We start from the raw sequence: 25,820 nt of genomic DNA on the forward strand, positions 1-25,820 counted from the left end.
GAACGCCAGCGACATCGTCGCTGGCGTTCTTCGTTCGTAGCCCGCAGCATCGACGCGTCAGAGCCCGTTCACGATCTCGCGAGCTAGAGCCAAGCTAGGCGGAAACGGCTTTGGAAACGGAGTTTACATCGGGGTAAATGAGTATTCCGAAGTCGTTTGATTCGCTTTGCTCACCCTGCGGGCCAGCCTCCGGCTGTTGTCTCCGCAGAGCTCCGACTCAACAACGTTTGGCCGAGGCGCAGCAGATTGTGAACGGGCTCTCAGGATTCCGCCTGCGTTAGCTCCGCCTCCATCGCCTCCAAGGCCTCTTCCGCCGCCATCCAGTCACTCTCGAGCTGCTCCACCTCGGCCTGAAGCTCGCCCTGTTCGCGAACCAGGCGCGCCAGCTCGTCCTTGCGGGCGGCGTCGTAGATGTCCGGATCCGCCAGCCGCGCCTCCAGGGCCGAAAGGGCAGCCTGCGCCTTGTCGAGCTTCTTTTCTGCCGCGTCGCGCTGCTTGCGCAGCGGTTTCATCTGCTCACGACGTTCGGCGGCCGCCCGCCGCGCCGCCTTGCGATCGCCGCCATCCGCCGGCCCTTTCTCCTGGCGCGCCTCCTGCTTCAGATCGCGCCGCCGCTCCGTTTCCCGGGACTTCAGCCACTGATGGTAATCGTCAAGATCGCCATCGAAGGGTTCGACCCGCCCGTCGGCAACGCGCCAGAACGTATCGACGCTGGCCCGTAACAGGTGACGGTCGTGGGAAACGATGATCACCGCGCCTTCGTATTCCGCCAGCGCTTCGGCCAGCGCCTCGCGCATGTCCAGATCGAGGTGGTTGGTCGGCTCGTCCAGCAGCAGCAGGTTGGGCTTTTCCCAAGCTACCAGCGACAGCGCCAGACGCGCCTTCTCGCCGCCGGAGAACCGCGACACGTCGCCGAACACGTCGTCGCCACGAAAACCGAAGCCACCGAGGAAGTTGCGAATCGACAGATCGCTGGCCGTGGGCGAGAGCCGCTGCACGTGGGTGAACGGCGTCGCGCCAAGATCCAGATGCTCCAGCTGATGCTGGGCGTAGTAGCCTACCACCAGGTTCTCGCCCGGTACGCGGGCGCCGGCGAGCGCCGGCAGATCGCCGATCAGGGTCTTGATCAGCGTCGATTTACCCGCGCCGTTGGGCCCCAGCAAGCCGATACGCTCACCGGGCAGGATCGACGCATTCACGCCTTCGAGGATCGTGCGCTCGGAATACCCCAGCGAGGCCTGATCCAGCGACAGCAGCGGCGTCGAGGTCTTGTCGGCACACGGCAGTTGAAAGCGGAACGGAGAATCGACTCGCGCCGCGGCGATGGTCTCCATGCGCTCTAGCATCTTCAATCGGCTCTGGGCCTGGCGCGCCTTGGTCGCCTTGGCGCGGAAGCGCTCGACGAAGCCTTCGATCTCCGCCCGCCGTGCCTGCTGCTTCTCGAACGCCGCCTGCTGCTGGAGCTGACGCTCGGCACGGGCACGCTCGAAAGCGCTGTAGTGGCCGCGATAGAGCATCAACTGGCCCTGATCGATGTGCAGGATGTGATCGCAGACCGCGTCGAGGAAATCGCGATCGTGGGAGATCAGCATCAGCGTGCCGGGATAGCGCGTCAGCCACTGCTCGAGCCACAGCAGCGCATCCAGATCCAGGTGGTTGGTCGGCTCGTCGAGCAACAGAATTTCCGACGGCGTGAACAGCGTCCGGGCCAGACCCACGCGCATCCGCCAGCCACCGGAGAAGGCCGCCAGCGGGCGATAGAGATCGTCCTGGGCGAACCCCAGCCCGGCGAGCAGCTGTTCGGCGCGAGCCCGGGCGGTATAGCCATCGAGGGCCTCGATCTGGCCGTGCAGCACGGCTTCGCGCTGCATGTCACCATTGGCCTGCGCCTCGGCCAGCGCGGTCTCCGTCTCGCGCAAGGCGTCGTCACCGTCGAGCACGAACTCCACCAGCGGCCGTTCAATGGCGGAAACCTCCTGTGCCATGTGGGCGATCCGCTTGCCACCGGCGATCTCGACGCTACCGGCGTCGGCGCCGAGCTCACCCCGGATCAGCGCGAACAGGCTCGACTTGCCGGCACCATTGGCACCGACGATGCCGACCTTCTGCCCCTCGTGCAGCATCAGGTCGGCGCCCTCGAACAGTCGTCGGGTGCCGCGTTGCAGGGCGAGTTGGCGGAATGCGATCATGCCGGGCTCCAGGGCGCATCGAATGGGCGCTCATTCTATCAGCCATCCGCCACCGGTATGGAATGTCATGTCCGTCACCGCTGCATCCGACTCGCTCTGGTCCGATTCACTCTGGTCCTATGCCCTGGACCACTACGCTCGCCCCGGCGTCGAGGCCGAATGCCTGATGCTGCAGGATGAACACGGCTGGGACATCTGCGAACTGCTGTGGGTCGCCTGGCTGAGCGAGCGCCGCCAACGCCCTGACCCGGCGGCAGCCAATGCCCTGGCCGAGGCGAGATGCTGGCAACGCGAGATGACCGTACCGCTGCGCGAGCGACGACGCGCATTGAAAAGCGAGGCGCAGCGGCGGCCGCAGCTGGAGCCGTTACGCCAGACGCTCAAGCAGGCCGAGCTGCAGGCCGAACGCGAGATGCTGACGCGCCTGGAAGCGCTCCCCACGCTCGTCGCCGAGGGGAATTCCCCGCTCGAGCAGGCGCTGGCTTCCTGCCGAACCCTGCGCGACATGACGACCGACGATTACCTGCCGTTACGCCGATTGATGACGCGCTGGACAATCGATGCCCCGGATGCGGAACCAAAACCCACCTGTTAGAGTCACAACACGACTATCCAGCCGGTGTTCGAGGCTTCTTTATACTCTGGCCAACATCGGTTTCATTCGTGACCCAAGGAGTTTGCATGAAACGTTTGGTAACCGCCGTCGCGCTCGGCAGCATCATGACGCTGCCGCTAACGGCTTTCGCCCAGGACAAGATCGACCTCGATAGTGACCAGGCGAAGCTCAGCTACAGCATCGGCGCCACGCTGGGTCAGGGTCTTTCCAAGGACATCAAGGATCTCGACGTCGATGCCTTCGCGGCGGCCATCAAGGATGTCTACGGCGACGCCGACCTGCAGATGAGCCAGGACGAGATCAGCAGCACGCTGACCCAGTATCAGCAGCAGAAGATCGCCGAGCAGAAGGCCGAGCAGAAGAAGGTCGCGGACGAGAATCGCAAGAAGAGTGAAGCCTTCCTCGCCGAAAACGCCAAGAAAGAGGGCGTCGAGACCACCGATTCCGGCTTGCAGTACAAGGTCCTGGAATCCGGTGACGGCGAATCCCCGAGCGCCGACGATACCGTTCGCGTCAACTACGAAGGCACCCTGCCGGACGGCACCGTCTTCGACAGCTCCTACAAGCGTGGCGAACCGATCTCGTTCAAGGTCGATCAGGTCATCCCCGGCTGGCAGGAAGCGCTGAAGATGATGCACGTCGGCGATACCTGGGAAATCGCCGTTCCCTCCGACCTCGCTTACGGCCCGGCCGGTACCGGCGGCCCCATCGGCCCCAACCAGGCGCTGAAGTTCAAGGTCGAGCTGCTTGCCATCAACCCCGACGACAGCAGCAGCGACGCGGGTGACAACGGCGACAGCTAAACGCCGACGGCGTGGCTTTCGTCTCGATCGCCACGTTCACCCACCGCTTCACCCGACGCCGGCCCATCGAGGCCGGCGTCGGCGTTCAGAGGCAGCGCCTGTCGTCTCTTCCCGTCGGCCCGCCCAGCTCCTGGCTGTCGAAGTCGAACCAGCTGCCTTTCAAGCCATGATCGCTCAGCACCACCACCTGCGCGCGCCAGGCATCCACGTGAGCGCTGCACAGCCCCAGCGTTCCCTGCCCGACGAACAAGCCATCCCCTTTCGACTGTAGCGAAAGCCGCCGCGACTGCACGTTCATGTCGCGACCGATGAACTGGACCGTCACCGATTGCGGCGCGCGGCCATGAACGCGAACCTCGAACGTCAACATGCCTTCGCCGTCGTGCACCTCCTGCAACGCGAACCCCAATGACGAATCGATCCCAAGGTTGGCGTGGCACCCACCATCCAGCAGCACGCAGCCTTGTGCCGGCGGATACCAGGTCACGTCATGGGTCGACTCCCGCAGGTAGTAGTAATCGAGCAAATACCAGAGCGCGATGACGATCGTCATCAGAGTGACGCCGATCAGCAGGTTGAGCATTCGCGGTCTGGGAGTTTCCTCTTCGTAGGCAGCCATGGACTTTCGAAGACTCCAAGGGTTGGGTATTAGTCGATAAACTGGCCGGCACCGGCGCCGCGAACCTCATCGGAGCGCTCGACAAGGATGACACATGAGCGATATCGCTAACGCCCTGGGCCCGCTTTTTCTGCTGATTCTACTCGGAGCCGCCCTGGGTTGGGCACGATTTCCGGGTGGCGATTTCTGGCCCCGACTCGAGCGCTTCATCTACTACCTGCTGTTCCCGGCCATGCTGGTGGCAACGCTGGCAACCGCGGACGTCAGACAGGTGCCGGTACTGCGCCTCGGCGTGACGCTGCTCGGCACCATGACACTGCTGGGCCTGGGCCTCTGGCTGGCGCGACATCGCCTGGCGCTGGCGCCACCCGCCTTCACCTCGACCTTTCAGGGCGTAGTGCGCTTCAACACCTATGTCGGCGTCGCCGGTGCCACGGCGCTGCATGGCGCGGCCGGCACCACGGTGGCGGCCGTGGCAGTCGCGCTAATGGTGCCGACCGCCAATATCCTCTGTGTGCTGGCCTTCATCGCGTCCGGCACGCTGGGTAGCGCCAGCCTGCGTCGCAGCGCCGTGGCGTTGCTGCGCAACCCGCTGATTCTGGCCTGTCTGCTGGGTATCGCGCTGAATCTCAGCGGTATCGGACTGCCCGGCTGGAGCTTCGAGGCCATTGAACTGCTCGGCAATGCCGCTCTGCCGCTGGGGCTGGTCGCCGTGGGCGTGGCACTGCGCCCCCAGGCACTATGGCACAGCGGCAAGGCATTCTGGCTGTCGAGCGCACTCAAGCTGCTCGTCACCCCTTTGATCGTACTGGCGCTGGCCTGGATGGTCGGCCTTCACGGCGCGGACCGAGATGTCGCGCTGCTGTTCGCCGCGCTGCCGACCGCCACGTCGGCGTATATCCTGGCCCGTCAACTGGGCGGTGACGCGGAACTGATGGCCGCCGTGATCACCGGCCAGACGCTGCTGGCCATGGCGACATTGCCGCTGCTCTTGAACGCTTTTGGCGTGAACTGAGCACACGGTGTCGGGAGGAATCGACGTCCAAATAAAAAAGATTCTCGTTACGCTTGCAAAGACAAATGAGAATGATTAACCTTTCTATCGTGGCGTCGCCAAACGCCACTGACCACAGCAGCGAATGTCAGGTTCCTGCCATGGTTATCTCCTCATCATGCTAGTCACGGTCCTTAGTGCCGCCCTGCCCAGGGCGGCCTTTTTTATGCTCGCCTCCCGGTGCCCGCCGGGCTATTCGTCGTCTCGTGATGACTGCGCCGCAGAGCATCGCGGCGAGCTTGGTTCGGTGCGCACAGCAGATCGTAGACAGGTGCTTACTGCATCAGCGGCCCGTCGCCGTCCAGATCGACACCTTCGACACCGTAGCACTCGGACAGCGCGAGCAGGTAGTGGCGCAGCGCACGCCGCGTGGCCTGCTCTCGCAGGGTGTGACGCACGCGGTCGGCGATCTGGTCGAACGGCTGGAGCTGACCCTCGTGGCGCTGTTCGATCCAGATCAGATGCCAGCCGTAGCGCGACGCCAGCGGACGGTCATGCAGCCCTTCGGGAAGATGGCGCAGGGCGCGGTCCAGTTCCTCGACGGTCTGCCCCGATGCGAGCCAGCCCAACTGGCCGCCCTCGTCGCGGGAGGGACAGGCGGAGTGGCGCTGGGCGAACTCGGTGAAGCGCTCGGGCGCCGATTGCAAGTCGGCGATGAGCGTCTGGCCCAGACGATACTGGCGATCCCGCGCCTCAACGTCATCGGGTGCGGCGGCGAGCAAAATATGGTGCAGCTGAAGCCGCGTCGGCGTCTTGAAGCGCTCGGCATGCGCTTCGAAGAAACGTCGGCAGCTCGCCTCGTCAGGCTCGGGAACGTCCAGTTCCTGATCTAGCAGCGCCGCCAGCCGCGCCTCCTCGTCGTCCTTGTCGCCACTCTTGTTGCAACGTAGGCCCAGCTCATCGGCGCGCCGATTGAGCAGCTCGCGCACCACCAGCGCCCGAGCGGCCTGTTGCAGCGCTTCGTCCGATGATGCGGCCGCGTGATACTGCATTTCCCGGGCGATCCGCTCGGCGTCGATGGTGACGCCGCCCACCCGCACGGGCGGCATCATGATATCGGGGCTCGTGGGCAGCGCCTCGACGGCGATACGCTGGCTCATGACACGCTCCTCGTATCGGGGGCCCTACGCCGTACGATCTGATAACGCCGCCCCAGATAGCCCAGCGGCGCGCTCCAGATATGCACCAGCCGGGTAAAGGGGAAGACCAGAATGAGGGTCAGGCCGACCAGAATGTGCAGCTTGTAGATCAGGCCGACCTCGGCGAGATGTTCCGCCGCGCCACCCCGGAAGTAGACGATCGACTGCGCCCAGTCCGCCAGTTGCAGCATCACGCCGCCGTCGAGGTGGTGCATGGCGAAGGGAATGGTCAAAAGCCCCAGACTCACCTGCACCACCAGCAATACCAGGATGAAAATGTCGGCGCGGCTCGACGTGGCCCGCACGCGCGGGTTGGTCAGGCGGCGGTGGAGCAGAATCGCGCCACCAACCAGACACATCAGACCGGCGATGCCGCCAACCAGAATGGCGAGGATCTGCTTGTGCCCGGCCGAGATGAAGGGCTCATACACCCAATGCGGGGTGAGCAGGCCGACCAGATGCCCGAAGAAGATAACGATGACGCCGATGTGGAACAGGTTGCTGCCCAGGCGCATCCGCTTTCTGTCCAGCAACTGGCTGGAGCCGGCCTTCCAGGTGTACTGGCCGTGGTCGAAGCGCAAGAGACTGCCGACCAGAAACACGGTGCCGGCCAGATAGGGGTAGAGTCCGAACAGCAGCGTATTGAAGTAGCTCATGGCATGACTCCTCGATTGAAGGGGCTCAGCGGCCCGAGGCAGCGTTGACAGCAGGGGGCACGATGCGAATCGACTCTTCCGATCGGCGCTGGCGCTTCAGCTCCGCCTGACGCCGCCCGGTGGCGGATTGGAGCGCGCAATCCTCGTCGGACTGGGCCGAGAAGCGCACCGCTTCTTCTTCCCAGACCGCATCCAGCGCCGCCGGCGTGTCATCCCGCGCCTCCTGATTGACCGCCTCGGCGTGCTCCTCGACGGCGTTCTCCATGCCGATCATCGCCAGCAGCGCGGCGGGTGCCAGCGCGTGGTCGGCCTCGCGCTCGCTCAGCCGGGCTGCCAGCCGCGCCAGTATGTGGGCGATCTCGCCCAACTGGCCGGCGATCTCCTCCTCGTCGCGGGTAGAGAGGTATTCGAGAAACAGCGGCAGATAGTCGGGCAACTCGCGGGCATCGAGTTCGAAGCCCGCTGCGCGGTACTGGGCCAACAGATCGACCATCGCCTGACCGCGGTCGCGGGACTCGCCGTGGACATGCTCGAACAGCAATAGCGACGTGGCCCGCCCCTTGTCGAACAGCGCCACATAGTCGGCCTGCAAGTCCAGCAGGTTGCGGTTGGCGATCCGCTCGATCCACGCCTTGAGCCCAAGACGACGCTCACGGCTGAGATGCGCCTCGGCGTCGATGACTTCCCCCATCTCCGCTGCGGCCTGCTGCAACTCCTGCGTGGGGTAGTCGAGCAGGCGGGCCAGCACGATCAAGCTACGCATTGTTCGGCTCCTCCGGTTCGTAGTGGGAAACAACGGGGGAGACAGCAGAAGAAACGGCAGGCTTGACCAGCGTCACGGTCTGCTTGCGGCCGCCAAACAGGCTGACCGAATTGTCACCGCCGTTGCAGCCGCTGCCGAACGAGAAGCCGCAGCCGCCGCGTTCGGGGAAGGCATCGAGGGCCAGCTCGCGGTGGCTGGTGGGCACGACGAAGCGATCCTCGTAGTTGGCGATGGCCAGATAGCGGTACATCTCCTCGACCTGCGCCTGGCTCAGGCCCACGGCATCGAGCACATCATCGGCCTTGCGGCCTTCGACCTGCTCGGCACGCTTGTACAGGCGCATCGCCATCAGCCGCTTGAGCGCGAGCACCACAGGCTCCTCCTCGCCAGCCGTGAGCAGGTTGGCGAGATACTTGACCGGAATGCGCAGAGACTCGATCTTCGGCAGCACGCCGTCGCTTTCGACATGCCCGGCCTCGGCAGCCGACTGGATCGGCGACAGCGGCGGCACGTACCACACCATCGGCAAGGTGCGGTATTCGGGATGCAGCGGCAGCGCCAGTTGCCAGTCGATGGCCAGCTTGTAGACCGGCGACGCCTGGGCGGCCTTGATCACGTTCTCGGTGATGCCGTCGCGTCGCGCCTGGGCAATCACTTCCGGGTCGTGGGGATCGAGGAATATCTCGCACTGGCGATGGTAGAGGTCGCGTTCATCGCTGGAGGATGCGACTTCTTCGATGCGGTCAGCGTCATAGAGCAGCACACCCAGATAGCGAATACGACCCACGCAGGTCTCGGAGCAGACCGTCGGCTGCCCGGCCTCGATGCGCGGATAGCAGAAGATGCACTTCTCGGACTTGCCGCTCTTCCAGTTGTAATAGATTTTCTTGTACGGACAGCCGGAGACGCACATCCGCCAGCCACGGCACTTGTCCTGGTCGATCAGGACGATGCCGTCCTCCTCGCGCTTGTAGATCGCCCCGCTCGGGCAGGATGCCACGCAGGTGGGGTTCAGGCAGTGTTCGCACAGGCGCGGCAGATACATCATGAAGGTGTTTTCGAACTGGCCGTAGATGTCGGCCTGCACCTTGTCGAAGTTTTTGTCGCGCCGACGCTTGGCGAACTCGGTGCCGAGAATCTCCTCCCAGTTCGGCCCCCACTCGATCTTGTTCATGCGCTGGCCGCTCACCAGCGAGCGGGGCCGCGCCACCGGCTGATGCTTGCTCTCGCCGGCCTTGTGCAGATGCTGGTAGTCGAAGTCGAACGGCTCGTAGTAGTCGTCGATCTCCGGCAGATCGGGATTGGAGAAGATGTTGGCCAGTACCCGATAGCGCCCGCCGATGCGCGGCTCGATCCTGCCGTCGGCGCGGCGCAGCCAGCCGCCCTTCCACTTCTGCTGGTTCTCCCACTCCTTCGGGTAGCCGACGCCGGGTTTGGTCTCGACGTTGTTGAACCAGGCATATTCGACGCCTTCGCGGCTGGTCCAGACGTTCTTGCAGGTCACCGAGCAGGTATGACAGCCGATGCACTTGTCGAGGTTGAGCACCATGCCCACTTGCGAACGAATTTTCATTTCACGGCCTCCTGCGCGTAATCGTTACCTTCGCCATCCAGCCAGTCGACGCGTTTCATCTTGCGCACGATGACGAACTCGTCGCGGTTGGAGCCGACGGTGCCGTAGTAGTTGAAGCCGTAGGCGAGCTGGGCGTAGCCGCCAATCATGTGGGTCGGCTTGGGGCAGACGCGGGTCACCGAGTTGTGAATGCCGCCACGGGTGCCGCTGACCTCGGAGCCGGGGATGTTCACGATCCGTTCCTGGGCGTGATACATCATCGCCATGCCGTTCTTGACCCGCTGGCTGACCACCGCGCGGGCGGTGATCGCGCCGTTGGCGTTGTAGAGCTCGATCCAGTCGTTGTCCTCGACACCGATCGACTTGGCGTCGTCCTCGGACAGCCACACGATCGGCCCGCCCCGAGACAGCGTGAGCATCAGCAGGTTGTCCGAGTAGGTGGAGTGGATACCCCACTTCTGGTGCGGGGTGATCCAGTTCAGCGCGATCTCCGGGTTGCCGTTGCCCTTTCTTTCTGCAGAACCAGGCGCCGTGAGGCTGCGGGTCGCCTTGGTGTCGATGGGCGGTCGGTAGACCAGCAGGCTCTCGCCGAAGGCGCGCATCCAGGCGTGATCCTGATAGAACTGCTGGCGGCCGCTGACGGTGCGCCACGGGATCAGCTCGTGCACGTTGGTGTAGCCGGCGTTGTAGGAGACGTGTTCGTCCTCCAGCCCCGACCAGGTCGGGCTGGAGATGATCTTGCGCGGCTGGGCGACCACGTCGCGGAAGCGGATTTTTTCCTCATGCTTGGGCAGCGCCAGATGGGCGTGCTCGCGGCCGGTGATCTTCGACAGCGCCTCCCACGCCTTGACCGCCACCTTGCCGTTGGTTTCCGGCGCCAGCGTCAGGATCATCTCGGCGGCGTCGATGGCCGTCTCGATTTTCGGACGACCCACGGCCGGGCCATCGGCCTTGCGATGGTTGAGCTTGCCGAGCAGCTCGATCTCGGATTCGGTCTGCCAATTGATGCCCTTGCCACCGTTACCGAGGGTATCGAGCAGCGGGCCGACCGAGGTGAAGCGTTCATAAGTTGCCGGATAGTCGCGCTTGACCGCGACCAGGCTGGGCATGGTCTTGCCGGGAATCGGCTCGCACTCGCCGCGCTTCCAGTCGCGCACCTCGGGCTGGGCCAGCTCGCCGGGGGAGTCGTGCTGTAGCGGCAGCGTGACCAGATCGGTCTCCTCGCCGAGATGGCCGACGCAGACCCGCGAGAACGCCTTGGCGATACCCTTGTAGATATCCCAGTCGCTACGGGACTCCCAGGCCGGGTCGGTGGCGGCGGTGAGCGGGTGGATGAACGGATGCATGTCCGAGGTGTTGAGATCGTCCTTCTCGTACCAGGTCGCGGTGGGTAGCACCACGTCGGAGTAGAGGCAGGTGGTGGACATGCGAAAATCCAGCGTCACCAGCAGGTCGAGCTTGCCCTCGGGCGCATCGCTGCGCCACGTCACCTCTTCGGGTAGCGGGGCGTCCATCTCGCCAAGATCCTTGCCCTGCAAGCCGTGCCGAGTGCCGAGCAGATACTTGAGCATGTACTCGTGGCCCTTGCCGGAGCTGCCCAGCAGGTTGGAACGCCACACGAACAGGTTGCGCGGGAAGTTCTGCGAATCGTCCGGGTCTTCGGCAGCGAAGCGCAGCTCACCACGCTTGAGCTGGTCGATGACGTAATCGTTGAGCGGCTGGCCGGCGGCTTCGGCGGCCTTCGCCAGCCGCAGCGGATTGGTGGCGAGCTGCGGCGCGGAGGGCAGCCAGCCCATGCGCTCGGCGCGTACGTTGAAGTCGATCAGGCTGCCGCTGAAGTCCTCGCGCCGCGCCAGCGGCGACAGCAGTTCCTTGACCTCGACCTTCTCGAAGCGCCACTGGCTGGAGTGGTTGTAAAAGAACGAAGTTCCGTTCATGTGGCGCGGCGGGCGGCTCCAGTCGAGGCCGAAAGCGAGCGGCAGCCAGCCAGTCTGCGGGCGCAGCTTCTCCTGGCCGACGTAGTGCGCCCAACCGCCACCGCTCTGACCAACGCAGCCGCACAGGATCAGCATGTTGATCAGGCCACGGTAGTTCATGTCCATGTGATACCAGTGGTTCATCCCGGCACCGACGATGATCATGCTGCGGCCGTGGGTCTTGTCGGCGGTATCGGCGAACTCCCGCGCCAGCCGGATCGCCTGCTCGGCGGGCACGCCGGTGATCTTCTCCTGCCAGGCGGGCGTATACGGGCGCACCTGATCGTAGGCGGTGGCGCCGTCATCCTCGCCCTCGTCACCCAGGCCACGGTCGATGCCGTAGTTGGCGACCATCAGGTCGAACACCGTCACCGCCAGCGTCTCGCGGCCATCCGCTAGGGTCAGGCGCTTGGCCGGCAGGCTGTGGTAGAGCACATCGTTGCCGTCGACGTGACCGAAATGTTCGTGGGCAATGCCGCCAAAGTAGGGGAAACCGACCTTGACGACGCTGTCGTGGCGGTCGGCCAGCGACAGGCGCAGGCGGACTTCCTCGCCTTGGGCGTTGAGCGGTTCGAGGTTCCAGCGCCCTTGGCCTTGCTCCTTTTCACCCCAGCGAAAGCCGATGGAGCCGCGCGGCACGACCAGCCGGTCGCCGAGCTCGTCCCAGGCGATCGTTTTCCACTCGGGGTTGTTGTCCTCGCCAAGATCGGCGTCGAAATCCGCCGCGCGGAGCTGCTTGCCAGGGGTGAAGCTACCGTCCTCTCGGGTTTCCAGCTCGACCAGCATCGGCATGTCGGTGTAGCGGCGCACGTAGTCCGTGAAGTAGGCGCTGGGCTTGTCGAGATGGAACTCCTTGAGGATGACGTGGCCCAGCGCCATCGCCAAGGCCGCGTCGGTGCCCTGCTTGGGGCTCAGCCATTCGTCGCAGAGTTTGGCGACCTCGGCGTAATCGGGGGTGATGGCGACCGTCTTGGTGCCTTTGTAGCGCACTTCGGTGAAGAAGTGCGCATCGGGGGTCCGTGTCTGCGGCACGTTGGAGCCCCAGGCAATGATGTAGTTCGAGTTGTACCAGTCGGCCGATTCCGGCACGTCGGTCTGCTCGCCCCAGGTCATCGGCGAAGCCGGCGGCAGGTCGCAGTACCAGTCGTAGAACGACAGGCACACCCCGCCGATCAGCGACAGATAGCGCGCCCCGGAGGCGTAGCTGACCATCGACATCGCCGGAATCGGCGAAAAACCGACGACGCGATCCGGGCCGTACTGCTTGGCGGTGTAGACGTTGGAGGCGGCAACCAGCGTTTCCATCTCGTCCCACTCGGCACGCACGAAGCCGCCCATGCCCCGGGTCTGCTTGTACTGTTTGGCTTTGGCCGGGTCTTCGACGATCGACGCCCACGCCTCGACCGGATCGCCGTGCCGGGCCAGCGCCTCGCGCCACAGCTCGATCAGCGTCTTGCGCACTAGTGGATACTTGAGCCGGTTGGCGCTATACAGATACCACGAATAGCTGGCCCCACGCGGGCAGCCGCGCGGCTCGTGGTTGGGCAGGTCCGGGCGGGTGCGCGGGTAGTCGGTCTGCTGGGTCTCCCAGGTCACCAGGCCGTTCTTGACGTAGATCTGCCAGCTGCACGAGCCGGTGCAGTTGACACCATGGGTGGAGCGCACGATCTTGTCGTGCTGCCAGCGGGCGCGGTAGCCATTCTCCCACTCGCGGGTCTCGTCACGCACCTCGCCATGCCCACCGGCAAACGGCGTGCGCGTCTTCCTGAAATATCGCAGACGATCGAGAAAGTGACTCATTGATTATCTCCTCGGAGAGCGCATTAGGGCCTAGGTCCTAACACGGAGCCGGAGCATTGCGCCGGGCGTAGTACCACCAGGTCAGCACCATGCAGCTCAGGTAAAAGACGATGAAGCCGATCAGCGCCGCTCCCACGCCACCGGTCAGGCCGATGGAGGTACCGTAGGCTTTGGGGATGAAGAATCCGCCGTAGGCGGCGATGGCCGAAATGAAGCCGAGCACGGCGGCGGTCTCGCGGTTGGCTTCGACCTGTGCCTGTTCGGCATGAGCTTCGCCGAACGCCTGCCGGCGCTGGTTGAGAAAGATCACCGGTACCATGCGATAGGTGGAACCATTGCCAATGCCGGTGGCAATGAACAGCACCAGGAACATGACGAAGAAGCCGAAGAAGCTGCCATCGCCGTTCTCACCGGGCAGGAAGATCAGCACACCGAGGACGCCGACGATCATCAGGGCGAAGTTCCATAGCGTGACCCGCGCGCCGCCCAGGCGATCAGAAAGCCAGCCGCCCAGCGGCCGGGCCAGCGCGCCGACCAGCGGACCGAGGAAGGCGTAGCGGGTCGGGTCGACCGCGGGAAACTGCATGCCGGACAGCAGCGGAAAACCGGCGGCAAAGCCCATGAAGCTGCCGAAGGTGCCCAGATAGAGCCAGCACATCAGCCAGTTGTGCTTGCGCTTGAAGATCACCGCCTGATCGCGGAACGAGGACTTGGCGGCGGCGATATCGTTCATGCCAAACCAGGCCGCCAGTGCCGCGATGACGATGAACGGCACCCAGATGAAGGCGGCATTCTGCAGCCAGACTGCATGGCCCTCGGCCGCGCCTGTCGTCACGGTATGCGGCGCGCCGGCCATCGGCCCCAGCACGCTGCCGGCGATCACCAGCGGGCCGACCAGTTGCAGTACCGAAACGCCCAGATTGCCCAGCCCCGCGTTCAGTCCCATGGCTGTGCCCTTCTGGGCCTGGGGGAAGAAGAAACTGATGTTGGCCATGCTCGACGCGAAGTTGCCGCCGCCGAAGCCGCACAGCAGGGCGAGAATCAGCATCACGCTGTAGGGCGTTTCGACGTGCTGCAGCGCCACGCCGATCCACAAGCACGGCAGCAGCAGTGATGCGGTAGAAATCGCCGTCCAGCGCCGGCCGCCGAAGATCGGCACCATGAAGCTATAGAAAATGCGCAGCGTCGCGCCGGACAGCGAGGGCAAGGCCGCCAGCCAGAACAGCTGATTGGGCGTGTAGGGAAAGCCAAGTGTCGGCAGCTTGACCACCAGGATCGACCAGACCGACCACACGGCGAAGGCCAGCAGCAGGTTGGGAATCGAGATCCACAGGTTGCGCCGGGCAATGCGGCGCCCGGTGCACGCCCAGAAGCCGGCATCCTCCGGGTGCCACTCGTTGAGCACGAAGCCTTTCGGTGCCGCCAGCTCGGGCAGGTCGGTGCTCGGCCGGTGCGCGGCCCATTCGTCGCGCTCGGCCCGGCGGATGGCGTAGTGCATCCAGCCCAGCGCACCGGCCACGACGACGAACATCAGCATGAAGCAGCTCTGCCAGATGCCGACCACGTCGTTGAGCATGCCGAAGGTCAGCGGCAGGAAGAAACCGCCCAGCCCGCCAACCATGCCGACCACACCGCCCACCGCGCCGACATGCTGCGGATAGTAGACGGGGATGTGCTTGAAGACCGCCGCCATGCCCAGCGACATGAAAAAGCCCAGCACGAAGATCAGCGCAATGAAGGCCGGCAACCCTACCGACAGCGAGAAATCGACCTCACCGCGCACGCCTTCCACCGCATAGTGGGCGGACGGGTAGCTGAGCAGAAAAAGGCAGACCACGGCCACACCGAATGTCCAGTACATCACCCGCCGCGCGCCGATCCGATCGGCCAGCCAGCCGCCGAGGATGCGAAACAGCGAGGCCGGCACCGAGAACAGCGCGGCAACGACCCCCGCCGTGGTCAGGCTCAGGCCGTAGACGTTCATCAGATACAGCGGCAGCCACAATGCCAGCGCGACAAAGCCGCCGAAGGTGCAGAAGTAGTACAGCGAGAAGCGCCATACGCGCAGCTCGGCCAGCGGCGCAAGCTGCTCGCGCAGCGGCACCCGCTGCCGTGCCCGTTCGGCGCGCTGCGGATCGTCCTTGGCCAGCACGATGAAGGCCACGCCCATGGCGGCCAGCACCGTGGCGTAGACCAGTGCCGTCGTCTGCCAGCCCAGCGCGACGAGCAGAAACGGCGCGACGAAATTGGTCACCGCCGCACCGACGTTGCCGGCGCCGAAGATACCCAGTGCCGTGCCTTGCTGCGCGGCGGGGAACCACGCCGATACATAGGCCACGCCGACGATGAACGAACCGCCGGCCAGCCCTACGCCCAGCGCGGCGAGCAACAGCATGGCGTAGCTGGAAGTGAAGGTAAGCAGGTAGACGCAGGCGGCGGAAGTCAGCATCACCAGCCCAAACACCCAGCGCCCGCCGAAGCGGTCGGTCCAGATGCCGAGCAGCAACCGGCTGATCGAACCGGTCAGCACCGGCGTCGCCATCAACAGGCCCAATTGCGTGTCGGACAACCCCAGCTCTTGCTTGATACGCAGGCCAATGATCGAAAAGATTGTCCACACCGCGAAGCATAGCGTGAAGGCCAGGGTCGAAAGCCCCAGCGCACGCTGCTGGTCGCAGCGAGGCAATGCCACGGAAGTCGTCACGGTAGTTCCCCTTATGCCAAGCGAGGCTGACGGGGGCTACTTTCTCGTCTGTGGGCGGCGGCCTTTTTGACTCGGATCAATTTTTGTAAAATAACTTTACGTTGATACACGAATAGCTAGGGATATGGATGTTCCATGCCCAGTCAAGCCGGAAAAAGTCAAGGTCCTGGTGCGTTAGACATGGGCAGCTCGAAAATACCGACGTGGTCGGCGACGGCCAGTAAAGCGGTTGGCACGGCTACGCTGGTGCAGACGTCGTCATACCGGCCATAGAAGCAGGCATGTTATGCTGCGTTTTCCTTACTGCCGCCACGCCATGCTGATCCGCGCACCGTTTCCGGGAGTCATGCCATGCCCATTCCCAGCACCGGATCGAAATACACCCGCTTCCACCGTACCCGCTGCCAAACCTGCAGCTTGAGCGCACTGTGTCTACCACTGGCGCTGGGAGCTCAGGATATGGATCAGTTCAACGCCATCATTCGCCGCCGCGCACCGCTCAAGAAGGGTGAAGCGCTGTTCTGTCAGGGCAATTCCTTTTCCAGCGTGTTTGCAGTTCGCTCCGGTAGCCTCAAGCAGGTGACGCTCGACCAGAATGGCGAAGAGCAGGTCACCCATTTCTACCTGCCCAGCGAGTTGATCGGCCTCGACAGCATCAGTGAACAGATTCATCCAGGCTATGTGATCGCGCTGGAGAGAACGTCGGTATGTGAGATTCCCTTCAATCATCTCGACAGCCTCGCCGAACATATCCCTCAGCTTCGCCTGCAGCTGTTCCGCAGCATGAGCAAGGAAATGGGCGATGATCGCCGCATGATGCGCCTTTTATCGCGCAAAGTTCCCGATGAACGTCTAGCGAGCTTCTTCATCAATCTCGCCATGCGCTTTCAACGCTGCGGCTATTCACCGTGCAGCTTCCGCCTGCCAATGGCACGTAACGATATCGGCAACTACCTCGGCCTTGCCGTGGAAACCATCAGCCGCATCTTGGGCCGTTTCCAGCAGCAACAATTGATGGCGATCCAGGGCCGCGAGGTACATATCCTCGATTTTGAAGCACTCAATATCCTTGCCGAAACGCAGGGATGCCAACTTGACCAGGCCCGCACGCGGACAAGCTCTGACGCCTCGGCATGAAGAGGCTTTGCATCGATATGGCCGAGACGGAATCCGTTCGCGAGAAACTGCCGCCTCTCAGACGCGCCGGTAGATGAGATCCCAGACGCCGTGACCCAGGCGCTCGCCGCGCTGTTCGAACTTGGTCAGCGGGCGGAAATCGGGGCGCTCGACGTAGGGCGCCGTCTCGGCCGGCGCGGTGTTGACGAACCCCGGCGCCTCGGCCATCACCTCCGCCATGAACTCGGCGTAGGCCTGCCAATCGGTCGCCATGTGCAGCTTGCCGCCCGGCTCGAGGCGGGAACGTACCAGCTCGACGAACGGCAACTGCACGATACGCCGCTTGTGATGTTTCTTCTTGGGCCACGGGTCGGGGAAGAAGAGCTGCAGCGTGTCGATGCTCGCTTCCGGCAGGCAGTCCGCCAGCACGGCGAGCGCATCCTCGCGATAAACACGCAGGTTGGTGAGCCCGCGTTTGTCGGCCTCGTCGAGCAGCTTGCCCACGCCGGGTGCGTGAACCTCGATGCCGATGAAGTCCGTCTCGGGATGGCGCTCGGCCTGCTCGACCAGCGACTTGCCCATGCCGAAGCCGATCTCCACCACGCAGGGCGCCTTGCGGCCGAACAGCTGCTCGAGATCCTGGCGGCCATCGGCCAGCGTCAGCCCCCACTTGGGCCAGACCTCCTTCAGGCCACGCTCCTGCGCCGCCGTCATGCGTCCGGCGCGCAGCACGTAACTCTTGATGCCACGGCGCACGGGCGCCTCTTCGGCGGGGGATTGGGTATCGGGCGTCGTCTTGTCAGTCATGCGGAGGAATCAACAGGGCAAGTAAAGGAAATGGCCGCTGGCTGGCAGCGGCCCTGCGGGAGTCGACCGGAAGGCTCAGGCGTTGATCCGCCCGGCGAACGGCGAAGAGGGGCTGGCGCTCTGGCGACGCGGCATGCGTTCGGCGAGAAACCCCTCGCGCCCGGCTTCGATCGCCTTGCGCATGGCGTGGGCCATCATCACCGGATGCCTGGCGTGGGCGATGGCGGAATTCATCAGCACGCCATCGCAGCCCATCTCCATTGCCAACGCCGCATCGGAAGCCATGCCGATCCCGGCATCGACCAGCACCGGCACCTCGGCGTGCTCGATGATGAGCGCCAGCGTCGCCGGATTGAGCAGGCCATTGCCGGAGCCGATCAGCGAGCCCAGCGGCATCACCGCGCAGCAGCCGCGCTTTTCGAGTTCCTTGGCAACGATCGGATCGTCGCTGGTGTAGACCATGACGTCGAAGCCGTCGTTGACCAGGGTCTCGGCGGCGGCCAGCGTCTCGACCACGTTGGGATAGAGCGTTTTCTCGTCGCCCAGCACTTCGAGCTTGACCAGGTTGTGGCCATCGAGCAGTTCGCGCGCGAGCTTGCAGGTCCGCACGGCATCCTTGGCGGTGTAACAGCCGGCCGTATTGGGCAGCAGCGTGTAGCGCGACGGCGATATCGCATCGAGCAGGTTGGGCTCGTCCGGGTTCTGGCCCAGGTTGGTCCGGCGGACCGCGAACGTCACCACGTCGGCAGCGCTGGCCTCGATGGCTGCGGCGGTTTCGTCGAAGTCGCGGTATTTACCGGTGCCGACCAGCAATCGAGACGCAAAGCGGCGTCCGGCCACGATCAGCGGGGTGTCCTGGATCAACTGAGACATGAATGACTCCTGGTCATGGATCTGGCGGGGATCACCCCCCGCCGATGGCATGCACGATCTCCACGCTGTCGCCGTCGTTCAGGCGCGTCTGCGCGTGCAGGCTGCGTGGCACGATCTCTTCGTTGACTTCGATGGCGATACGCCGCCCCGTCAGGCCGAGCGAATCGACCAGTTGGGCCAGTGTCTGCTCGCCATCGAGCTGGCTGGGTTCACCGTTGAGCTGAATCTGCATGGCGGCCTCCCTGAAGCAGATCTCGAGGAGGCGCATTGTAGCGCCTCAAGGAGAACCAGGCATCCCGGTCAGGCGTCGCGCGCGACTCGGTCGGTGCTTTCGCGCGCGGGCCAGACGTCGGCGTCGACCTGTTCGGGGCGCTTCAGCACCTTCTTGGGATCGAACGTCGGCTCGTGCACGCCCGCCTTGCGTTGACGCTCGTAATCCTTGAGCACGCGCAGCGCGATCGGACACAGCAGCAGAATCGCGATGAGGTTGGTCGTGGCCATCAGCCCCATGGCGAGATCGGCAAAGTCCCACACGAACTGCAACTGCGCTACGGAGCCGATCATGACCATTGCCAGCACCGCAACCCGCAGTACCGAAACCGCGGCCTTGCCACGGTCCCGGAACAGATATTCGATGTTGATCTGCGAGTAGGAGAAGTTGGCGATGATCGAGGTGAACGCGAACAGGAAGATGGCGATCGCGATGAAGATCTCGCCGAAGCTGCCAAGGTGATCGACCATCGCGTCCTGGGTCAACTGGATGCCGACGATATCCTGGCCCGGCGAGGTGCTCATCAGGCGCTCGTAGACGCCGGAGAGCAGGATCACCACTGCCGTGCAGCTGCAGATCACCAGGGTATCGATGAATACGCCGAAGGACTGCACCAGCCCCTGGGCCGCCGGATGTTTGACATCAGCCTGAGCGGCAGCGTTGGGCGCCGAGCCCATGCCCGCTTCGTTGGAGAACAGGCCACGCTTGATGCCGTTTTCCATCGCGATCTTGATGGTGTAACCGACGGCGCCGCCCACCGCCGGGCCATAGCCGAAGGCACTCTTGACGATCAGTTCCAGCATGGCCGGCACCTCGCTGATATTCATCACCAGCACGTACAGCGCCACCAGGAAGTATCCGATGGCCATGATCGGCACGATCTTCTCGGCGGTGCGCGCCACGGACTTGAGCCCGCCGTAGATCACCAGCGCGGTGATGATCACTAGCGCGACGCCGGTCACCCAGTTGGGGATCGAGAACGCCTGGGACAGCCCCTGCGCAATGGTGTTGGACTGCGCGCCGTTGAAGGCCAGGCCGTAGGCGATGAGCAGGAAAATGGCGAACAGCACGCTCATCCAGCGCTGCCCCAGCGCCCGCTCGATGTAGTAAGCGGGGCCGCCGCGGAAGACGCCGTCCTCGTTGCGCTTCTTGTAGGTCTGGGCCAGGGTCGACTCGATGAACGAGGTCGCGAAGCCGACCAGCGCCGTCATCCACATCCAGAAGATCGCTCCGGGGCCGCCGACCCACAGCGCGATCGCCACGCCAGCGAGGTTGCCGGTGCCGACCCGCGCCGCCAGCGAGGTCGCGAAGGCCTGGAAGCCGCTGACGCCACTGCCGGAGCCGCGGCTGTTGAAGGTGACGCGAGCCATGTGACCGAACAGCCGGAACTGCATGAAACCGGTGAGCACAGTGAACAGAACTCCCGCACCCAACAGCAGATAGAGCAGAATATAGGTCCAGACGAATTCGCTGATCGGAGTCATGACCGCGTAGACCGCGTCGTGAAGCGTGTTGATGAATTCCATTTCGGAGATCCTTATGGATAACGATGACGTCGCAAACGCTGCAGGGCGGCTGCCGAGGCGGTTTTTTACGCGCTAGACTAGCGGGCGTCAATTCCGCGGCTGACGCCCTCTAGAAGCATAGTCGCCATCAAGGAGTCGCAACATGCATCAAAAGTGGGCCTGGAGTTTCGCTGCCCTGAGCGGATTCGTTCTCGTGGCGGCCGGTGCCTTTGGCGCCCATGCGCTGGCCAGCACGCTCTCCCCGCGCGATCTTGAAGTCTTTCATACCGCCGTGCGCTACCAAGCCTGGCACACCCTGGCCATCATGGCCGTGCTCGCCTGGCATGGACAACGCGCCCTGCGGGGGCAGATGCTCGCCGTCGGTCTCTGGTTCGCGGGCATGGTGCTGTTCAGCGGCTCGCTCTACTGCCTGGTGCTCGTTGGCGCACGCCCGCTGGGGATCGTCACGCCCTTCGGCGGTCTGCTGTTGATGGCGGGCTGGCTGGTGCTGGCATGGAGTGCCTGGCGTCAACGGCCGGCTACGGCGTAGATCGAAGCGTCCTGCATCGGACCCGCGCGTCAATCATCCCGATCCGGCAGCACGTAGGTCGCCGTCACCAGCGCGACGGGCTCGTCGTCGCCAGTGGAAAAGAGCTGGACCTCGCCTACCGCGAGACGCTGGCCGAGCTTGAGAATGCGTGCGTTGGCGATCAGGTCCCGATCGCTGCGCGCACGCCGCAGAAAATGGCAATTGAGGTTGCTGGTCACCGCCATTGCCTCCGGCCCGATCTGGGCCAGAACCGCCACGTAGAGACAGACATCGGCCAGATTGACCATCGTCGGGCCGGAGACACAGGCGCCGGGGCGCAGATGCTCGTCCTCGATCGCCAGGCTCATGGTTGCCCGCATGTGATCGACGGCCTCGATGGTGCCCTGACGCTGGGGAAAGACGTCATCGAGGAAATCCTCGATTTCGGCGGCGGTCATTACGGTCATCGGACTCTCCCTGGACGGCGGCGCGACAGGCGGCACAGGATTCGACGGGGAAACAGCGCTGCCGTCAAGATAGCGCAAGCCACCAGCAAGTCACAGAGGGAAAACTGCGAGCCGCGAGCCGTAAGCCGCGAGCCGCGAGCCGCGAGCCGCGAGCCGCGAAAGTCAGCATGTGCTTGTAGCGAAGGAAAGGGTCAGCGACATCAGTCGCTGGCCCTTTTCGTAGCCCGTAGCTGCTGTTTAGCGCCCCGAAGCCGGCGCAGTCGTAGCTCGTAGCTCGTAGCTCGTAGCTCGTAGCTCGTAGCTCGTAGCTCGTAGCTCGTAGCCTAGTGCTTCGCCTTGTCCACGGCACGCCAGTGGTGCAGCAACGGCTCGGTGTAGCCGGAAGGCTGTTCACGACCCTTGAAGATCAAATCCGAAGCGGCCTGGAAGGCGGTGGAGTCCGTCAAGTGCGAGGTCATCGGCGTATAGCTCGGGTCGCCGGCGTTCTGCTCGTCCACCACCTTGGCCATGCGCTCCAGCGTCTCGCGCACCTGGGCTTCATCGACGATGCCGTGGTGCAGCCAGTTGGCGATGTGCTGGCTGGAGATACGCAGCGTGGCGCGGTCTTCCATCAGCCCGACGTCGTGGATATCCGGCACCTTGGAACAGCCAACGCCGTGTTCGACCCAGCGCACCACGTAGCCGAGAATGCCCTGGCAGTTGTTGTCGAGCTCCTGCTGGATCTCCTCGGCGCTCCAGGCGGCGTTGGGGTCGACCGGCACGGTCAGCAGGTCATCGAGCAGGTCGCTTGTCCCTTGGCTCTCCAGCTCGCGGCCCTGATCTTCCAGGTCGCGCTGAATGGCGTCCACATCGATCTGGTGATAATGCAGCGCATGCAGCACCGCCGCGGTCGGTGACGGCACCCAGGCAGTGTTGGCGCCGGCCTTGGGATGCCCCACTTTCTGCTCGAGCATCGCCGCCATCAGATCCGGCATCGCCCACATGCCCTTGCCGATCTGGGCCCGTCCGCGCAGCCCGCAGGCCAGCCCGATCTGCACGTTGCTGCGCTCGTAGGCGGCGATCCACTTGCTGCCTTTCATGTCGCCCTTGCGCAGCATCGGTCCCGCGTTCATGGCGGTATGCATCTCGTCGCCGGTACGATCGAGGAAGCCGGTATTGATGAAGGCGACCCGCGAGGAGGCCGCGTCGATGCAGGCCTTGAGGTTGACCGAGGTGCGGCGCTCCTCGTCCATGATGCCCATCTTCAGCGTGTTCGCAGGCAGCCCGAGCAGTTGCTCGACACGCCTGAACAGCTCGTCGGCAAAGGCGACTTCCTTGGGGCCATGCATCTTGGGCTTGACGATATAGAGCGATCCGGCACGCGAGTTGCCGCGCTCCTGCTTCAAATCATGCAGGCCGATCAGCGAGGTCATCACCGCATCCAGAATGCCCTCGGGGATCTCGCTGCCCTCGCCATCGAGAATGGCCGGCGTGGTCATCAGGTGGCCGACGTTGCGCACGAACATCAGCGAGCGGCCCGGCAGCGTCAGCGAGCCACCATCCGGCAGGGTATAGTCGCGATCCGGATTGAGACGCCGGGTCACGGTCTTGCCGCCCTTCTCGAAGCGCTCCTCGAGATCGCCCTTCATCAGGCCGAGCCAGTTGCGATAGACCAGCGTCTTGTCTTCGGCGTCGACGGCGGCGACGGAGTCCTCGCAATCCATGATCGTGGTGACCGCCGCCTCGACCAGCAGATCCTTCACGTGCGCCGGATCCGTCTTGCCGATCGGATGCTCGGCATCGAACTGGATCTCGAGATGCAGGCCATGGTTGGAGAGCAGGATCGCCTCGGGCGATGCCGCGTCGCCGCGGAAGCCGACGAACTGGCCGGGATTCTTCAGGCCGGTGTCGCGCCCGCCTTCGAGCGTGACCGACAGCCGGTTATCGCGAACGGCATAGCCAACCGCTTCCCGATGCGACCCGGTAGCCAGCGGTGCCGCCATATCGAGCACGTTGCGCGCGTAGCCGATCACTTTGGCGCCCCGCTTGGGGTTGTAGCCGCTCCCCTTCTCGGCGCCATCGGCCTCGTTGATCGCGTCGGTGCCGTAGAGCGCATCGTAGAGGCTGCCCCAACGCGCATTGGCCGCGTTGAGCGCATAACGCGCATTGTTGACCGGCACCACCAGCTGCGGCCCGGCCTGGCGCGCGATTTCGGCATCGACGTTGGTCGTGGTGGCCTGCACGCTGGCCGGCGCCTCGACCAGATAACCGATCTCCTTCAGGAAGGCGCGGTAGGCCGACATGTCCTTGATCTCGCCCGGATTGGCCCGGTGCCATTCATCGAGCCTGGCCTGGAGGCGATCGCGCTCGGCCAGCAGTTCCCGATTGCGGGGAGCCAGATCGTGAACCAGCGCATCGAAGCCGGCCCAGAACGACTCGGCCTCGACACCGGTGCCCGGCAGCACTTCGTCGATGATGAAGCGCTCGAGCTCGGCGGCTACCTGTAGCCGGTGATGAGTGGTACGTTTTGTCGTATCGGATGTCATGTCAGCCTCCAGATCGGCAGTCGCCCAAGCCATGGCCGTCGCTCCGCGACGCCATCGAGCCCGAAAGACCGTTTGTGGAAAATATTTCCATAACCGTTCGACATCATAATCAGCCCGGCGGGCGTTGTCTCCTTCGACCTTCGTTACCACTATCCGTTCAGGCCTGCATCATGGCCTCGACAGCGCACGGCGAGTAGCATAGGCGGACCAGGAGACACACGCATGCTCGACTTTTCGCCACTGAAGACCGTTGGCACCGTCCGCCATATCGAAGCGCCCACCGATTCGCCGCTGGCGAGCTATCTCGATCACTACCAGCTGGCAGCGTTACTGCAGGCCAACGAAGACATCCGGCTTCATGCCGGCTTTCTGCAGGCCGAGGGAGAGGGAGGCAGAACCTTCGAACTGTGGACTCAGGTATGGGCCCCGCCCGCGCCTCGCGGAACGATCTTCGTGGTTCACGGTTACTTCGATCATCTCGGCCTTTATGGCCATCTGCTCGAGCGCCTGCTGGCACAGGACTGGCAGGTCGTGATGTGGGATCTGCCCGGACACGGGCTCTCCAGCGGCGCCCGCGCGACCATCGATGACTTTACCGATTACGTGAAGTGCTTCAACCATATCGAACGGCAGATAGCGGATCTCTCTCTCGCCCCAGGGCCGTGGCTGGCGATCGGCCAGAGTACCGGCGCCTCGATCGTGGCCACCGATGCGCTGGCTCGCGGTGAACAGGCGCCCTGGCAAGGCCTGGTACTGCTGGCGCCGCTGGTCCGCCCCTGGGGCTGGAACCAGTCGCGCTGGCTCCACCGTATCGCCAGCCCCTTCGTGGATACCATCCCCCGCAAGTATCGCGCCAATACCACCAACCTCGATTTCGCCGATTTCCTGCGCCTTCACGACCCGCTGCAGGACGATCACCTGGCCTTGACCTGGGTCACCGCGATGCGCCGCTGGATGCCGACACTGCTCAAGCGCCCGCCCAGCGAGCTGCCCGTGCTGATTCTGCAGGGGGAGCAGGATCTGACCGTCGACTGGAGCTGGAACCTGAAGGCACTGCGCAGGAAGTTTCCGCAGGCCCAGGTGGTGCGCCACCCCGAGGCACGACACCACCTGGTCAACGAGGCGGAGCCGATTCGCCACGTCCTGTTCGCGGCGCTCGACGATTTCCTGATGCGCTTCGCCGCGACGCACCCGCCCGCTCCCCTGACCAAGTCGGTGCCATGAAGCCGCTGTTCGACACGATCCTGCTCGGCGCGCTGCTGGTCATGCTTCCCGTCATATTAGGCGGCTGCGCGGGGCTGGCCCCGGGCCCGCCGGACGCTCGCGAAGCGCTGCGGGGGCTGGCGGACAACGCGGCGCACGGGCTGCTCGAAGACCCGCCCTGGGCGCCCGCCGACCCTGCTGCCGTCACCATCCTGCTGCAGCCGGCGGAGGTCGACGCCACCTTGCCGATCACGCCCGATGCGCTCAACGAAGCGTTGGCACGCGGGCTGCTTAGCCAGGAAAATTCCCCCCATGTCCTGGACTGGATGCCCGCCTCGATGTCGCGGAGCAGCAGCGAACAGTGGCTGCTGCAGGCTCGCCTGAGCGCCGAGGCGCCGCCACTGCGCTTGAGCGATCGCGTCCTGCAGCCCTATCGGCTGCAGTTCGACCTCTCCCGGCCGGGGAAAGAGCGCTCCCACTGGCAGTGGCAAGCCAGCGGTGCGGTGGATCTCGATGCGCTGCCGGCGACCGAATCCACGCCGGCGCCGTGAGCCTCGCCGGCAATCACCCGCTATCCTTGTCCGCCATCGCCAACTGTTACGCTCGACCACGACCACCCTTCACATCGCCAA

Annotated in this window: 21 protein-coding genes; 7 read left to right on the forward strand and 14 right to left on the reverse strand. The window is 64.3% G+C overall.

Annotation, left to right across the window (positions count from 1 at the left end):
* Positions 1-260: 260 nt before the first annotated feature.
* Positions 261-2,189 (reverse strand): ABC-F family ATP-binding cassette domain-containing protein, encoded by a 1,929-nt coding sequence (locus DOM32_RS15570; RefSeq protein WP_110636108.1) that lies wholly within the window; start codon positions 2,187-2,189, stop codon positions 261-263.
* 67 nt (positions 2,190-2,256) lie between these two features.
* Here DOM32_RS15570 and DOM32_RS15575 point away from each other — a divergent pair, with 67 nt between their 5' ends.
* Both DOM32_RS15575 and DOM32_RS15580 read left to right on the forward strand, forming a co-directional pair.
* Positions 2,257-2,784, forward strand: coding sequence for a TIGR02444 family protein (locus DOM32_RS15575; RefSeq protein WP_157957092.1), 528 nt, complete (start codon positions 2,257-2,259; stop codon positions 2,782-2,784).
* Positions 2,785-2,870: 86 nt separating this feature from the next.
* On the forward strand, positions 2,871-3,608 hold the full coding sequence (locus DOM32_RS15580; protein WP_110636114.1) for a BamJ family beta-barrel-assembly machinery protein: 738 nt from the start codon (positions 2,871-2,873) through the stop codon (positions 3,606-3,608).
* Between the two features lie 85 nt (positions 3,609-3,693).
* Here the strand turns inward: DOM32_RS15580 and DOM32_RS15585 are convergent, their stop codons facing one another.
* A complete protein-coding gene (locus tag DOM32_RS15585; RefSeq protein WP_143543257.1) occupies positions 3,694-4,227 on the reverse strand; it encodes a hypothetical protein in 534 nt (177 codons plus the stop codon).
* Positions 4,228-4,321: 94 nt separating this feature from the next.
* Between DOM32_RS15585 and DOM32_RS15590 the strand changes: the two genes are divergently transcribed.
* Positions 4,322-5,242 carry an AEC family transporter gene (locus DOM32_RS15590; RefSeq protein WP_087718678.1) on the forward strand — a complete coding sequence of 307 codons (921 nt, stop codon included), beginning with the start codon at positions 4,322-4,324 and terminating at the stop codon, positions 5,240-5,242.
* A gap of 314 nt (positions 5,243-5,556) precedes the next feature.
* Here the strand turns inward: DOM32_RS15590 and DOM32_RS15595 are convergent, their stop codons facing one another.
* Genes DOM32_RS15595 through DOM32_RS15620 form a run of 6 tightly spaced genes read right to left on the reverse strand, consistent with a single transcriptional unit; the run spans position 5,557 to position 15,892 of the window.
* Positions 5,557-6,381, reverse strand: coding sequence for a peptidylprolyl isomerase (locus DOM32_RS15595; protein ID WP_110636117.1), 825 nt, complete (start codon positions 6,379-6,381; stop codon positions 5,557-5,559).
* Complete coding sequence (narI, locus tag DOM32_RS15600; protein ID WP_110636120.1) at positions 6,378-7,076, reverse strand: respiratory nitrate reductase subunit gamma; 699 nt, start codon at positions 7,074-7,076, stop codon at positions 6,378-6,380. The genes DOM32_RS15595 and narI overlap by 4 nt, the downstream gene beginning before the upstream one ends.
* Positions 7,077-7,101: 25 nt before the next feature.
* Positions 7,102-7,839 carry a nitrate reductase molybdenum cofactor assembly chaperone gene (narJ, locus tag DOM32_RS15605; RefSeq protein WP_110636123.1) on the reverse strand — a complete coding sequence of 246 codons (738 nt, stop codon included), beginning with the start codon at positions 7,837-7,839 and terminating at the stop codon, positions 7,102-7,104.
* Positions 7,832-9,412 carry a nitrate reductase subunit beta gene (gene narH, locus DOM32_RS15610; protein ID WP_110636126.1) on the reverse strand — a complete coding sequence of 527 codons (1,581 nt, stop codon included), beginning with the start codon at positions 9,410-9,412 and terminating at the stop codon, positions 7,832-7,834. The genes narJ and narH overlap by 8 nt, the downstream gene beginning before the upstream one ends.
* Positions 9,409-13,188 (reverse strand): nitrate reductase subunit alpha, encoded by a 3,780-nt coding sequence (locus DOM32_RS15615; protein WP_110636129.1) that lies wholly within the window; start codon positions 13,186-13,188, stop codon positions 9,409-9,411. Before DOM32_RS15615 ends, narH begins: the two co-directional genes overlap by 4 nt.
* A gap of 37 nt (positions 13,189-13,225) precedes the next feature.
* Positions 13,226-15,892 (reverse strand): nitrate/nitrite transporter, encoded by a 2,667-nt coding sequence (locus DOM32_RS15620; protein ID WP_110636132.1) that lies wholly within the window; start codon positions 15,890-15,892, stop codon positions 13,226-13,228.
* Positions 15,893-16,243: 351 nt separating this feature from the next.
* Between DOM32_RS15620 and fnr the strand changes: the two genes are divergently transcribed.
* Positions 16,244-17,029, forward strand: coding sequence for a fumarate/nitrate reduction transcriptional regulator Fnr (gene fnr / locus DOM32_RS15625; RefSeq protein WP_110636135.1), 786 nt, complete (start codon positions 16,244-16,246; stop codon positions 17,027-17,029).
* Between the two features lie 57 nt (positions 17,030-17,086).
* Here fnr and trmB read toward each other — a convergent pair whose 3' ends face one another.
* The 4 genes from trmB to DOM32_RS15645 form a co-directional block, all read right to left on the reverse strand.
* Complete coding sequence (gene trmB, locus DOM32_RS15630) at positions 17,087-17,815, reverse strand: tRNA (guanosine(46)-N7)-methyltransferase TrmB (RefSeq protein WP_110636138.1); 729 nt, start codon at positions 17,813-17,815, stop codon at positions 17,087-17,089.
* A gap of 75 nt (positions 17,816-17,890) precedes the next feature.
* On the reverse strand, positions 17,891-18,688 hold the full coding sequence (locus tag DOM32_RS15635; RefSeq protein WP_110636141.1) for a thiazole synthase: 798 nt from the start codon (positions 18,686-18,688) through the stop codon (positions 17,891-17,893).
* Between the two features lie 31 nt (positions 18,689-18,719).
* The gene (gene thiS / locus DOM32_RS15640) at positions 18,720-18,920 is read right to left on the reverse strand and encodes a sulfur carrier protein ThiS (RefSeq protein WP_087718706.1); all 201 of its coding nucleotides are present in this window, start codon (positions 18,918-18,920) and stop codon (positions 18,720-18,722) included.
* Positions 18,921-18,988: 68 nt separating this feature from the next.
* A complete protein-coding gene (locus tag DOM32_RS15645; RefSeq protein ID WP_110636144.1) occupies positions 18,989-20,485 on the reverse strand; it encodes an alanine/glycine:cation symporter family protein in 1,497 nt (498 codons plus the stop codon).
* 142 nt (positions 20,486-20,627) lie between these two features.
* Between DOM32_RS15645 and DOM32_RS15650 the strand changes: the two genes are divergently transcribed.
* Entirely contained in the window at positions 20,628-21,014 is a 387-nt protein-coding gene (locus DOM32_RS15650) for a DUF423 domain-containing protein (RefSeq protein WP_110636147.1), read from the forward strand.
* 29 nt (positions 21,015-21,043) lie between these two features.
* Here the strand turns inward: DOM32_RS15650 and DOM32_RS15655 are convergent, their stop codons facing one another.
* Both DOM32_RS15655 and DOM32_RS15660 read right to left on the reverse strand, forming a co-directional pair.
* Positions 21,044-21,460: a PaaI family thioesterase gene (locus DOM32_RS15655; RefSeq protein ID WP_110636150.1), complete on the reverse strand. Its 417-nt coding sequence runs from the start codon at positions 21,458-21,460 to the stop codon at positions 21,044-21,046.
* 323 nt (positions 21,461-21,783) lie between these two features.
* Entirely contained in the window at positions 21,784-23,985 is a 2,202-nt protein-coding gene (locus DOM32_RS15660) for a malate synthase G (protein WP_110636153.1), read from the reverse strand.
* Positions 23,986-24,207: 222 nt separating this feature from the next.
* Between DOM32_RS15660 and DOM32_RS15665 the strand changes: the two genes are divergently transcribed.
* Positions 24,208-25,209, forward strand: a complete 1,002-nt coding sequence (locus DOM32_RS15665; RefSeq protein WP_071231030.1) for an alpha/beta hydrolase — start codon at positions 24,208-24,210, stop codon at positions 25,207-25,209.
* A complete protein-coding gene (locus DOM32_RS15670) occupies positions 25,206-25,739 on the forward strand; it encodes a hypothetical protein (RefSeq protein WP_110636157.1) in 534 nt (177 codons plus the stop codon). The genes DOM32_RS15665 and DOM32_RS15670 overlap by 4 nt, the downstream gene beginning before the upstream one ends.
* Positions 25,740-25,820: the final 81 nt, after the last annotated feature.

Origin of the sequence: Salinicola salarius (assembly GCF_003206135.1) — a bacterium.
GTDB lineage: Bacteria > Pseudomonadota > Gammaproteobacteria > Pseudomonadales > Halomonadaceae > Salinicola > Salinicola salarius.

What these genes read in the sequence shown, in the direction of transcription:
- trmB (WP_110636138.1), bottom strand. Translation starts at nt 17,815, where the DNA reads ATGACTGACAAGACGACGCCCGATACCCAATCCCCCGCCGAAGAGGCG.
- DOM32_RS15635 (WP_110636141.1), bottom strand. Translation starts at nt 18,688, where the DNA reads ATGTCTCAGTTGATCCAGGACACCCCGCTGATCGTGGCCGGACGCCGC.
- DOM32_RS15615 (WP_110636129.1), bottom strand. Translation starts at nt 13,188, where the DNA reads ATGAGTCACTTTCTCGATCGTCTGCGATATTTCAGGAAGACGCGCACG.
- narI (WP_110636120.1), bottom strand. Translation starts at nt 7,076, where the DNA reads ATGAGCTACTTCAATACGCTGCTGTTCGGACTCTACCCCTATCTGGCC.
- DOM32_RS15670 (WP_110636157.1), top strand. Translation starts at nt 25,206, where the DNA reads ATGAAGCCGCTGTTCGACACGATCCTGCTCGGCGCGCTGCTGGTCATG.
- narH (WP_110636126.1), bottom strand. Translation starts at nt 9,412, where the DNA reads ATGAAAATTCGTTCGCAAGTGGGCATGGTGCTCAACCTCGACAAGTGC.
- DOM32_RS15590 (WP_087718678.1), top strand. Translation starts at nt 4,322, where the DNA reads ATGAGCGATATCGCTAACGCCCTGGGCCCGCTTTTTCTGCTGATTCTA.
- DOM32_RS15580 (WP_110636114.1), top strand. Translation starts at nt 2,871, where the DNA reads ATGAAACGTTTGGTAACCGCCGTCGCGCTCGGCAGCATCATGACGCTG.
- DOM32_RS15575 (WP_157957092.1), top strand. Translation starts at nt 2,257, where the DNA reads ATGTCCGTCACCGCTGCATCCGACTCGCTCTGGTCCGATTCACTCTGG.
- DOM32_RS15650 (WP_110636147.1), top strand. Translation starts at nt 20,628, where the DNA reads ATGCATCAAAAGTGGGCCTGGAGTTTCGCTGCCCTGAGCGGATTCGTT.
- DOM32_RS15585 (WP_143543257.1), bottom strand. Translation starts at nt 4,227, where the DNA reads ATGGCTGCCTACGAAGAGGAAACTCCCAGACCGCGAATGCTCAACCTG.
- DOM32_RS15570 (WP_110636108.1), bottom strand. Translation starts at nt 2,189, where the DNA reads ATGATCGCATTCCGCCAACTCGCCCTGCAACGCGGCACCCGACGACTG.
- DOM32_RS15660 (WP_110636153.1), bottom strand. Translation starts at nt 23,985, where the DNA reads ATGACATCCGATACGACAAAACGTACCACTCATCACCGGCTACAGGTA.
- narJ (WP_110636123.1), bottom strand. Translation starts at nt 7,839, where the DNA reads ATGCGTAGCTTGATCGTGCTGGCCCGCCTGCTCGACTACCCCACGCAG.
- DOM32_RS15595 (WP_110636117.1), bottom strand. Translation starts at nt 6,381, where the DNA reads ATGAGCCAGCGTATCGCCGTCGAGGCGCTGCCCACGAGCCCCGATATC.
- fnr (WP_110636135.1), top strand. Translation starts at nt 16,244, where the DNA reads ATGCCCATTCCCAGCACCGGATCGAAATACACCCGCTTCCACCGTACC.
- DOM32_RS15645 (WP_110636144.1), bottom strand. Translation starts at nt 20,485, where the DNA reads ATGGAATTCATCAACACGCTTCACGACGCGGTCTACGCGGTCATGACT.
- thiS (WP_087718706.1), bottom strand. Translation starts at nt 18,920, where the DNA reads ATGCAGATTCAGCTCAACGGTGAACCCAGCCAGCTCGATGGCGAGCAG.
- DOM32_RS15665 (WP_071231030.1), top strand. Translation starts at nt 24,208, where the DNA reads ATGCTCGACTTTTCGCCACTGAAGACCGTTGGCACCGTCCGCCATATC.
- DOM32_RS15655 (WP_110636150.1), bottom strand. Translation starts at nt 21,460, where the DNA reads ATGACCGTAATGACCGCCGCCGAAATCGAGGATTTCCTCGATGACGTC.